General features: G+C 47.7%; 13 protein-coding genes. All 13 read left to right on the plus strand.

Going from position 1 to position 11746, the window contains the following annotated elements:
- A partial coding sequence (locus tag AC3DOM_RS10175) for a GGDEF domain-containing protein (protein WP_487918937.1) occupies positions 1-357 on the plus strand: 357 nt, incomplete at its 5' end.
- A gap of 6 nt (positions 358-363) precedes the next feature.
- Entirely contained in the window at positions 364-1296 is a 933-nt protein-coding gene (cofD, locus tag AC3DOM_RS10180) for a 2-phospho-L-lactate transferase (RefSeq protein ID WP_487918938.1), read from the plus strand.
- 10 nt (positions 1297-1306) lie between these two features.
- Complete coding sequence (gene cofC, locus AC3DOM_RS10185) at positions 1307-1918, plus strand: 2-phospho-L-lactate guanylyltransferase (protein WP_487918939.1); 612 nt, start codon at positions 1307-1309, stop codon at positions 1916-1918.
- A gap of 44 nt (positions 1919-1962) precedes the next feature.
- On the plus strand, positions 1963-2961 hold the full coding sequence (locus AC3DOM_RS10190; RefSeq protein WP_487918940.1) for an LLM class flavin-dependent oxidoreductase: 999 nt from the start codon (positions 1963-1965) through the stop codon (positions 2959-2961).
- Positions 2962-3101: 140 nt separating this feature from the next.
- Positions 3102-3959 carry an aldo/keto reductase gene (locus tag AC3DOM_RS10195; RefSeq protein ID WP_487918941.1) on the plus strand — a complete coding sequence of 286 codons (858 nt, stop codon included), beginning with the start codon at positions 3102-3104 and terminating at the stop codon, positions 3957-3959.
- A gap of 169 nt (positions 3960-4128) precedes the next feature.
- Positions 4129-5121: an aldo/keto reductase gene (locus AC3DOM_RS10200; protein ID WP_487918948.1), complete on the plus strand. Its 993-nt coding sequence runs from the start codon at positions 4129-4131 to the stop codon at positions 5119-5121.
- A gap of 121 nt (positions 5122-5242) precedes the next feature.
- Positions 5243-5614, plus strand: coding sequence for a VOC family protein (locus AC3DOM_RS10205; RefSeq protein WP_487918942.1), 372 nt, complete (start codon positions 5243-5245; stop codon positions 5612-5614).
- Between the two features lie 3 nt (positions 5615-5617).
- Positions 5618-6088, plus strand: a complete 471-nt coding sequence (locus AC3DOM_RS10210) for a PaaI family thioesterase (RefSeq protein ID WP_487918943.1) — start codon at positions 5618-5620, stop codon at positions 6086-6088.
- Positions 6089-6196: 108 nt separating this feature from the next.
- Positions 6197-6328, plus strand: coding sequence for a four helix bundle protein (locus AC3DOM_RS10215; protein WP_487918949.1), 132 nt, complete (start codon positions 6197-6199; stop codon positions 6326-6328).
- A 140-nt stretch (positions 6329-6468) separates the two neighbouring features.
- The gene (locus AC3DOM_RS10220) at positions 6469-7224 is read left to right on the plus strand and encodes an FAD binding domain-containing protein (protein WP_487918944.1); all 756 of its coding nucleotides are present in this window, start codon (positions 6469-6471) and stop codon (positions 7222-7224) included.
- Positions 7225-7260: 36 nt separating this feature from the next.
- Positions 7261-10173 carry an insulinase family protein gene (locus AC3DOM_RS10225; protein ID WP_487918945.1) on the plus strand — a complete coding sequence of 971 codons (2913 nt, stop codon included), beginning with the start codon at positions 7261-7263 and terminating at the stop codon, positions 10171-10173.
- Positions 10174-11265, plus strand: a complete 1092-nt coding sequence (locus AC3DOM_RS10230; protein ID WP_487918946.1) for a DNA methyltransferase — start codon at positions 10174-10176, stop codon at positions 11263-11265.
- A 93-nt stretch (positions 11266-11358) separates the two neighbouring features.
- A complete protein-coding gene (locus AC3DOM_RS10235; protein ID WP_487918947.1) occupies positions 11359-11724 on the plus strand; it encodes an endonuclease domain-containing protein in 366 nt (121 codons plus the stop codon).
- Positions 11725-11746: the final 22 nt, after the last annotated feature.

Genomic DNA, 11746 nt, shown 5'->3' on the forward strand with positions numbered 1-11746 from the left:
GGGCACGCCACTGGTGATCGCGCTTTGCGTAGCCTGGCAGGATTGCTCACAAAGTCCTCTCGACTGGAGGACATCGTTTGCCGTTTCGGAGGAGATGAATTTATCGTCATATTACCCAATACTACTGGCGAGAATGCGCTCATGCGTACAAGTCAATGGCACGAAGAACTAAAAGAATTTACATTACTCCATCGTAAAAACCAAATCCTGCGCATCACCTTTTCAGCAGGGATTGCCACCTTTCCTGCCCATGGCCAGACTGTTGAGGGGGTCCTCAAGTCTGCCGATTCGGCCCTTTATCGCGCAAAAAAGAATGGTCGCAACCGCACTGAGTTATTCTCTCTGAAAGAAGAATAAGGGTATATGAAAATTATTGCGTTAGCAGGAGGTGTGGGTGGCGCAAAACTGGCCCATGGATTAGCCCAGATTATTTTGCCCGAAAACCTGACCATCATCGTCAACACCGGTGATGATTTCGAACATCTGGGCCTGTCCATCTCGCCCGATCTGGATACTGTCTGTTATACCCTGGCGGGATTGGAAAATCCCCTTACGGGTTGGGGGCGGCTGGATGAAAGCTGGCAGGTTTTCGATAATGTTGCCATGCTTGGCGGTCCTGATTGGTTTCGCCTCGGTGACCGCGATCTTGGCACCCACCTGGAGCGGACGCGTCGCCTTCGGAATGGCGATTCTCTTTCGCAGATCACAAATGATTTTTGCAAGGCATGGGGTGTAGGGCATTCCATTTTGCCGATGACAGATGATTCCCTGCATACAATTGTAAACACAGAGGGGCAGGGAGAGCTTTCTTTTCAGGAATATTTTGTCCATCAGGGCTGCGAGCCAACCGTAACTGGATTTCGCTATGAGGGCGCCGAGAATGCCCTCCCTGCTCCAGGGGTTATCGAAGCTATCGCAAACGCAGATGCGGTGGTCTTTTGCCCATCCAACCCCTGGGTAAGTATTGATCCAATTTTGGCGGTAGCAGGTATAAAATCAGCATGTAAATCGAAGCCGATCATCGCAGTTTCCCCAATTATCGGAGGGAAAGCGCTCAAAGGTCCAGCTGCAAAAATGTATTTAGAGCTGGGCATTCAGCCATCCGTTTTGGCCATAGCAGAGCATTATCAGGAAATTCTAAGCGGTTTGGTTTTCGATCAAATCGACGCAGAAACAGAGCCAGCAATCAAGGCTTTGGGATTGAAGACTTTCGTCACTGATACGATCATGCAAGATGCAAAAGGACGATATCGTCTTGCCAAAGATGTGTTAGACTTTGTGAACATTATTTTCTGAAAGGAATTTCATGACTATTTGGGCAATCGTGCCTGTAAAGCCTTTACGACGTGGAAAATCACGTTTAGCTGGAACCCTAACCGAAGATGAGCGGACGGAACTGAACCGTCAACTTCTTGCACATACACTGGAAATCCTTAAAAACACCCCCGAAATTGAACAAACTCTGGTAATTAGCCGCGACCCGCAGGCTCTGGCTGTGGCTCGTGACTTTGACGCACGCACTGTTCTTGAAGATGGCTCTCCGCATCTAAACACCGCACTCGAACGAGCCACAGTAGTAGCCAAGGTCTATGCGACCAGCGGGGTATTAGTCCTGCCTGCTGATTTGCCACTGATCTCCCAGGAAGATATTCAAAAGCTGGTTTCTGTTGCCAACAAACATGAACGCGTAGTGGTCATCACACCTGATCGCCATAAACAGGGAACAAACGCCCTGCTCATTTCACCCGCCGGCATAATCGAGTATGATTTTGGCCCAAATTCATTTAGCAGACATTGCGAACGTGCCATAAAGGCTGGAGCGCGCCTGGAAATTTGCACACTCCCATCCATAGAGTTGGATCTTGATTTGCCTGAAGATCTTGAACTTGTAGCTGAAAAGATTAATTTTAAAATATAATTCACCCCAATTACTGAAATAAATTCATTACAGGAGGTTTTCCCATGACAGAACGAGTAGCACTTTATTTACAGGATTCTCATGATCTGCGAGACGGACTGGACTACGCCCGCTATGCAGAAGAAAAAGGTTTCGAGGCTGTTTGGCAGGCTGAATCACGACTGGTACGTGATGCAATTGTCCCGATGGCCGCCTATGCCGCAGTAACCGAAAGAATTGATATTGGCTCGGGCGTGATCAACAACTGGACACGCAATATTGGTTTGCTTGCAGCCACATTTTTGACGCTTGACGACCTCGCACCGGGACGCATGATCTGCGGGATCGGCGCCTGGTGGGATCCCCTGGCAGCGAACGTCGGCATCGAAAGGCGTAAACCGCTAAAAGCCATGCGCGAGACCATTGAAGTGTTGCGCCCATTGCTGGCCCTGGAACGGGTCACCTATCATGGTGAATTCCATCATGTTGATAATATCGAATTGGATGTCGTGCATGGCCGCCGCGAGCCGCGTGAAGTTCGCATCATGATCGGGGCGACTGGCCCCAAAATGATGGAGATGACGGGCGAAATTGCCGACGGCGCCGTGCTGAATTACTGCGTCCCCCCGGAATATAATGATAAGGCCATGGACTTGCTCGCTGCTGGTGCCAAGAAAGCTGGCCGCAGCATCGATGATATTGATCGTCCGCAATTGATCGTCTGCTCCGTTGATGAAGATCACGATAAGGCAATTGAATACACGAAAGAACTGCTCTGTCAATATCTTGCCCAGCAACCCCATATTGCCAAAGCCTCAGGGGTATCCAACGACGTGATCGCAGAAATTCAATCCACTTTGGGCTGGCCAGCGACAAAAGAACAGATCAACAAAGCCAAACACCTTGTTCCCGTTGAGTTGGTGCACAAGATCACAGCATCGGGCACCCCGGACGAAGCACGCGCCAAAGTTGCGGAGTATACCAAACGCGGTGCAACCTGCCCGATTTTGTATCCCGTTGGCGGAAATTTCAAACTACTGATCGATACTTTCGCACAAAATTAAACTCCCACTGTACGAGGAAATGCGCTCTGGTCACTGAACATCTTCCTGGTAACCAGAGCGCATTTTTCTTTAAATCAAACAATATTGTATAATTTCAATCGGAATTGATATGTAAGCGATGATTCAAAGGAAGAAATAAAATGATCCCGAAATTAAAATTTGGACAAACCGGACACCTGAGCACTCGCATCATTTTCGGAGCTGCTGCACTAGGACAGGTCACACAAAAAGAGGCAGATAATACACTTGATCTGCTTTTGAAATATGGCATCAACCATATTGACACCGCAGCATCCTATGGAGATGCAGAACTACGCATTGGCCCCTGGATGAAAGATCATCGTAAGGATTTTTTTCTGGCAACAAAGACTGAGAAACGTACTTACCAGGAAGCAAGAGATGAGTTACGCCGTTCACTTGAACGACTGCAGGTTGATTTCGTTGATCTGTGGCAGATGCATTTCCTCGTCAATGAGGAAGAATGGCAAACAGCAATGAGCCCCGGTGGAGCTCTTGAGGCGTTTATCGAAGCCCGTGAACAAGGGCTTGTTCGCTATCTTGGCGTTACGGGACATGATCTTCAGGTATGCGATTTTCACAAACGAAGCCTGGAACGTTTTCCTTTCGATTCGGTCTTGCTGCCCTATAACCCACAGTTGATGGGGGAGCCGAATTATGCCTCAGAATTTGAGTCACTGACCGCTCTATGTCAGGAGCGAAAAATTGCAGTGCAAACGATCAAATCCCTATCCAGCGGACCATGGAAAGATCACAAACCTACGCGGGCCACCTGGTATAAACCACTGGAAAGACAGGATCATATCGATACGCTCGTTCATTGGGTGCTTAGCCGACCGAATGTTTTCTTGAATTCTGTTGGTGATATATATCTTTTACCGAAAGTCCTCGATGCAGCCAGCCGATTCAATGAGACTATGAAGCAATCTGATTTTGAAAACAGGATATCGAAAATAAACATAGTGCCACTCTTTATGTAAATAAATTTGAAAAATCTTCAAAATTCCTATCCCCGCCGCAAGCGGACGGGGTATTACGGAATTTTGCCCCTACGGGTACAGATTTTTCTTAAAGCTCGGAACCCACGTAGCAAGCTACGGGGTATTCAGAGAAGAATAAATTTATCTTTGAGGAGAATAAAAAATGACAATCTCACATAAAAGACTTGGAAAACATGGCGTGCTGGTCAGCAATCTTTGTCTTGGCACAATGAATTTCGGATGGCACACAACTGAAGAAGATAGCTTCGCGATCATGGACCGCGCTTTGGAGCTAGGGGTGAATTTCTTCGACACCGCTGATGTTTATGGCTGGACTGTTGAACACGGTTTGACGGAAGAAATTATCGGACGCTGGTTCGCCCAAGGTGGCGGACGTCGGGATGCTGTTGTGCTGGCAACCAAGGTTTATAACCCCGTAGATCGTAAAGCTAATTTAGCGGAAGTCAACAGTGATGGTCGCAGCCTGAGTGCTTATAAAATTCGTAAACATGCTGAAGGCAGCCTTAAGCGCTTACAAACCGACTGGATCGACCTCTACCAAATGCACCATGTCGACCATGAATGCCCCTGGGATGAAACCTGGCAAGCCTTCGATGCTTTGGTCAAGCAAGGGAAAGTGGTCTATGTAGGCTCCAGTAATTTCGCCGGGTGGGATATCGCGACTGCCTGCCAGGAAGCCTCCAAACGTAGCCTGATGGGGTTGGTCAGTGAGCAGAGTATTTATCATCTCGATAACCGGATGATCGAATTGGAAGTCATCCCTGCCTGCCGGGAGTATGGGCTTGGCCTGATCCCCTGGAGTCCGCTGGGTGGTGGGCTTTTGGGTGGCGCGCTGGAAAAATTCAATACCGGTCGGCGGAAGGATAAAGAATTCACCAAACAAGTTGAAGAGAAACGCGATCAACTTGAAAAATATGAATCCCTTTGCAAAGAGATTGGTCTGCCCCCAGGGGAGGTTGCCCTGGCCTGGTTAATCAGCAACCCTGTCGTCACAGCCCCCATCATTGGACCGAGAACCATCGAACAGCTTGAGAGCGCCGTTCGTGCTGCCAGCATCGAACTTGACGATGATACGCTCAAAAAACTGGATGAAATCTTCCCCGGACCTGGTGGTGAAGCCCCAATGGCCTACGCCTGGTAGAGTTACTCCCCAAGATTCGAGGACTGAATGCAGATCAATAGTGCCCTCTTTTTAGAGGGCGCTATTCATTATCATAACTCTTTGCAAATATTTTTAGATTGCTATGCTATACTCCGTCGGAATGAAACCTAATCTCTTTGACCAATGTGTCACCTTTCTGCGCACAGATAATCTGGATCGCACCACACAATTCTACGAAGGGATCCTTGAGCTTCCGATGGTTCGCGATCAGGGAACTTGTCGGATTTATAAAAGCTGTGCAAATAGTTACCTCGGTTTTTGTACGCATGATGAAGCTCCCCACGCTGAAGGGATCATCCTGACCCTCGTCAGTGATGATGTTGCTCGCTGGTATCAGAGACTTAAGAAAAAAGGTGTGGAAATCACTGCGCCACCATTGTATAATCCAAAATATCAGATCTATCATTTTTTCTTCAAAGACCCTAATGACTACACGCTGGAAATACAATCTTTTGATGCCCCATTGGAGTGATGAATGAGCAAAATAAAACAACCAAATTCAAAAATGTGCTTTGTCTGCGGACTAGAAAATCCAGTTGGTTTAAAACTGAATATCTATCAGATAGAACCCGGCGTGATCGAAGCGATCTATATCGCACCAGACCATTTCCAGGGCTACCCTGGTGTACTCCACGGTGGGATCGTGGCCACCATGCTTGATGAAATGAGCGGTCGTGCCCTCATGGGAGATCCATCTGAACCTCGTTTCATGTACACCGGCAAGATTGAAGTCAAATATAGGGGCAATGTACCGATCAACGTTCCACTGCGCATTGTCGGAAAGGCCGGAAAGTCCAAAAAACGGACTGCTGAGGGCTGGGCCGGGATTTATGGTCCGGACGAGAAATTACTCGCTGAAGCCTCCACCCTTTTATTCAACGTTCCTGACGAAACCCTGGATTCTGCAAATCTTGAAGAATTGGGCTGGAAAGTTTATCCGGATTAGTCAAATGGTCTGATTGGTCTATTGGTCGAACTGGTCAAAATCATCGTCAAATCAGTCAGCTTGTCTTGTATAATAAGGCCATGTCAACTATTGCCTACTAAATGACTTCTGGCTAAATTTGGCCGCTTTCTCGGCTATGCAAAACGCTCAGCCTCCGAAGTGCAATCTCAACTGTACACAGCTTTCGACCAAAAATGTATTCCCAATAAATTCTTCAACGAAGCCTATGAAAAGGCTTAAATCACAAATAAACAAACCAATGTTTTATTGGATATTTGAAAAAATCAAGAACAAGAACTGTCCGTGAAAAAAGAGAACCATATGCACTCGACATTCCTGACCAATCGGACTAGTAGACCATCTGAACTAAGGACAAAAAAATGATTATTCAATACCATCGGCCCAAAACCTTGACCGAAGCCCTGACCCTGATCTCCCAACCAAAGACCTATCCCCTCGGCGGAGGGATCAAGCTGACTCAATTCAGCGAGGAAGAATATGCTGTCGTTGACCTCCAAGCTCTTGGGCTGAATAATATCCAGCAAAAAGGCAATGCGCTTGATATTGGAGCAACCTCTACATTGCAAAGCCTGCTTGATTCGCTCCACACACCCGAGGCTCTGAAAAAAGCCATTCAGCACGAAGCAAGTCAAAACACACGGAATAGTGCAACGATTGCTGGGACGCTCGTCGCATCCGATGGGCGCTCTCCATTCGCAATGATGATGATGGGTTTGGACGCAAAAGTTAGCCTAAGCCATTCTGAAAAAGAGACTGAAAGCGTTCAACTTGGCGATTTGCTGCCCTTACGCGAAGAAATGCTTGAAAATAAGCTGATCACACAGGTCAGCATTCCCACAAATATCAATGCAGCCTACGAATATGTTGCTCGCACAAAAGCTGATAAACCAATCGTCTGTGTGGCGCTGGCACAATGGGCCGGTGGACGCACACGGCTCGTCATTGGTGGCTGGGGCACATCCCCCTCCCTGGCGATGGACGGAAAAGGGGCTGAGGGTACTGAAGCCGCTGCTAAAAACGCCTGCCATGACGCGACAGATGCCTGGGGCTCGGCAGAATACAGGCAGGACGTGGCCGCAACCCTTGCCCAGCGTTGCCTCGCGCAAATCGCCTAAGTTATTTCTCATAAAATTAGATCGCACGGAGACCCGATGACAACCATTCATGGTTTTGAATTGATTAAAGAGCAAGATATTCCCGAAATGAACACCAGGGCACGGCACTTTCGCCATGTGAAAACCGGCGCTGGGTTACTCTCTCTGGAAAACGGTGACGAAAATAAAGTATTCAGCATTAACTTCCGCACGCCGCCTAAATCATCCAATGGTATTGCCCATATTCTCGAACACTCCGTTCTGGCCGGGTCAAAAAAATATCCCGTTAAAGAACCTTTTGTTGAGCTACTCAAAGGATCATTGCAAACCTTTGTCAATGCCTTCACCGGCTCCGATGTAACTTTCTATCCCTGCGCCAGTCAAAACCTGCAGGATTTCTACAACCTGATCGATGTCTACGTAGATGCGGCACTTCACCCCCTCCTCCAGGAACATATTCTCAACCAGGAAGGTTGGCACTACGAACTGGAGGAACCTGAAAAACCGATCATATACAAAGGCGTCGTTTTCAATGAAATGAAGGGCGCCTATTCTGACCCCAATCGCATTCTGAGCAACGAATCCCAATTCTCGCTCTTTCCGGGTCACATCTACGCGCTGTCTTCCGGTGGAGATCCCAAAGTGATCCCCGATTTGACTTATGAGGAATTCATTGGATTCCACAAGGCTTTTTATCACCCTTCGAATTCACGGATCGTTTTCTACGGGGATGATGATCCTGATGAGCGATTGCGGCGGATGGATTCGTATCTAGCGGATTTTGAGCTTGCTCCCGCGCAATCAGAGGTTCCTCTGCACCCGATCAGCGACACCCCGCAGAAGAGTACCGTCCCCTATGCCGCCAGCGATGCTGAAGCAAAAAGCTACCTGACCCTGAACTGGTTACTCCCCGAACAGGGCAATGCGGAAACATCATTGGCCTTCGGCATTCTTGCTCATATTCTCTTGGGAAGTCCGGCCTCCCCACTCCGTAAAACCTTGATCGAATCTGGTCTTGGCGAAGACCTGGCCGGGATTGGCCTTGAAGATGACATCCGCCAAATGTATTTCTCAACCGGTTTAAAAGGGATCAACAAAAAGGACGCAGATAAGGTCGCGAAACTCATCGAAAAAACCCTGGCAGATTTGGCTACCAAGGGTATTGATCCAGATACCATTGCAGCCTCATTAAATACGGTTGAATTCCGTTTACGTGAGAACAATACTGGCGGCTTCCCGCGCGGCATAAGCGCCATGATGCGGGCAATGAAATTCTGGCTTTATGATTATGATCCCATTGCGCCGTTGGCATTTGAAATCCCCTTGAACGCGATCAAAGCGCGGCTGGATGCCGGCGAGAAATATTTCGAAGACCTGATCCAAACTCATTTTGTCGGGAACAAGCACAAGTCACGAATATTGCTCATCCCGGATACTGAGCTAAACCAGCGCGATGAAACTGCCGAACGCAAAAAACTGGCATCCATCCAAAAAGAAATGTCCCCGGAACAGATCGAAGAAGTCATCCGTGCAACAAAAGAACTAATCGAGATCCAAAATACTCCGGATTCGCCGGAGGCGCTGGCTACCCTGCCGATGCTAAAACACGAAGACCTGGACAAGTTGCAGAAGGAAATCCCCTTGTCTGAAGAAACGCTTCACGATACGACCATATTGCATCATGATCTTTCTACCAACGGCATTCTTTATATGGACATGGGTTTTGACCTGCATTCCATCCCAGAAGACTTGCTTCCATACACACCTCTGCTTGGACGTGCTCTGTTTGAGATGGGCACTGATACACAGGATTTTGTCAAACTTTCACAACGGATAGGACGAGACACCGGCGGTATTTATCCGGATATTTTCACCTCCACAATTTGGGAAAGTAACTTAAGCGCGGCCTATCTCTTTTTGCGTGGCAAATCAACTGTTGATCAGGCTGAAAAGCTCTCAGGTATTTTCCAGGATGTTTTGTTGAAAACCAACCTGGACGATGCCGAACGCTTCAAGCAAATTGTGCTGGAAGAAAAAGCGGGAATTGAATCGGCATTGATCCCATCGGGGCACATGGTTGTCAACGGTCGGCTGACCTCCAAATTTCATGAGGCAGGATGGCTGGCAGAAAAAATGGAAGGACTTGATTTTCTATTCTTTTTGCGCGAACTGGCTGAAAAAATTGACGGAGATTGGAGTGGCGTTTTAGCAAACCTGGAATTGGTCCGTGAGTTGCTGATCAATCAAAACAACCTTCTAATCAATATCACCTGTGAAAAAAATGACTGGCGAAAAATTCAGCCAATGATCAGCGGAGTGATAAGAACACTGCCCAAAATCGAAATACGTCGCGCAAAATGGTCCCCAGAATTCAGCAATAAGAATGAAGGTCTAACCATTCCGGCACAAGTCAATTACGTTGGGAAAGGCGCAAATTTATTCTACCTTGGGTATAACCTGAGCGGTTCAGTCGCGGCAATCACACGCTATCTGGGCATGACCTGGCTCTGGGAAAAGGTCCGCGTCCAGGGTGGCGCATACGGCGGATTCTCGGTATTTGACATGAAATCGGGCTTATTCAGTTATTTATCCTACCGCGACCCAAATCTGCTCTCCACGCTGGAAAATTACGATGGCACCGCTCAATTCCTGGAGGAGCTGGAACTTAGTGACGAAGAGCTGGCCAAGATCATTATCGGCGCGATTGGCGGATTGGACGCCTATCGTCTGCCTGATGCAAAGGGATATACCTCCATGTCGCGATATCTGACTCAAATCAGTGATGAATTCCTCCAGCAATACCGAAACGAAGTCCTGGCGACAACACAAAAGGACTTCAAAGACTTTGCCAATTCGCTCAGCAAGATCAAAAGGTCAGGGCAGATCGTTGTGCTTGGTTCCGAAGGCGCGATCAAAGAAGCGAATGAAACGCTTGGCAAAGATGGACTTAGTATTATCAAGGTGATGTAGTTGCGACTCCCAATCAACACCATCCTGCTCGGCGACGCAATTGAGAGCCTGAATTCTCTCCCAGAGAACTCGGTTGATTTGATCTTCGCCGATCCTCCCTATAATCTGCAATTGGAGAAGGATTTATGGCGACCGAATATGACCAAGGTCGACGCGGTGGATGATGACTGGGATCAGTTCAACTCTTTTGAAGAATATGATCAATTCACTATAGCGTGGTTGACTGCAGCTCGACGTGTGCTAAAGGACACAGGCACAATCTGGGTGATCGGCTCGTACCATAATATTTATCGGGTTGGAACGATCTTACAAGATCTGGGCTACTGGATCCTGAACGATATCCTTTGGATCAAGACCAATCCCATGCCCAATTTTCGTGGTGTACGTTTTGCCAACGCCCATGAAACCTTAATATGGGCGCAAAAGAAAAAGGGTGAAAAATACACCTTCAATCACCACGCGATGAAGGGATTGAACGACGATAAGCAAATGCGCTCCGATTGGGTCATCCCCCTTTGTACCGGGAAAGACCGCATCAAGGTCAATGGCAAAAAAGCCCATGCCACCCAAAAGCCCGAATCCTTGCTTTATCGGGTGATTTCATCCTCATCAAAACCGGGGGACATAGTTCTCGATCCTTTCTTTGGCAGCGGGACAACCGGGGCAGTTGCCAGGAAGATGCATCGCAATTGGATCGGCATCGAGCGAGATGAAAGCTATGTCAAAATTGCACGGGCTCGTATAGACGCAATCCCCCAGACTGATTACGATGAAGATGTCTATTTGGCGGGTGTAAAAAAAACAGAGCCGCGTATTCCTTTTGGCATGCTGCTTGAAAACGGTAGCCTGAATCCCGGCGAGCGTCTCTGGTTTGGAGAGCGGAGCAATATCCACGCCACGATCCTGGCAAATGGACATATCCAAAGCGGCGAGAATGTCGGTTCGATTCATAAACTTGGGAAGGATCTCAAAAATGCCCCCTGTAATGGCTGGGATCATTGGTATTACGAGGAAAATGGCGAAAGAAAAAAGATCGATGAGTTACGAAAAGAAATTCGTCGGGAAATGAAAAGGATACTCCCCTCATCCTAACCTTCTCCCCCTGGAGAGAAGGGATTTGTTCCCTCTCCCTTTCAGGGAGAGGGCCAGGGTGAGGGTGAAATCATCGCGAGAAATAATAACAACATGAATGAAAAACGCCACCGTATCCATCCAATCATTCGGCAACGTTCACGCGAGTTACGTCAACCACAAACGCCATCGGAAAAAACGCTCTGGCAACATTTACGCAACAGAAAATCAGGCTACAAATTTCGTCGCCAGCATCCGATCGCTCGTTTTATTATCGATTTTTACTGTGCAGAAACAAAGCTATGTATTGAACTCGACGGAAGCCAACATTTTGAACCTGAGCAATTAGCATATGATCGTGCACGCACAGATTATCTGGAAGAGCTTGGATATACAGTTATCCGATTTCAAAACCATGAAGTAGAAGAAAGTCTTAACCAAGTATTAGAAAAAATACGACAATTTTGCAAAGAAAGCTAATTATCAAAAGACCAAGGACCCT

Source organism: Candidatus Desulfolinea nitratireducens, from assembly GCF_982879505.1.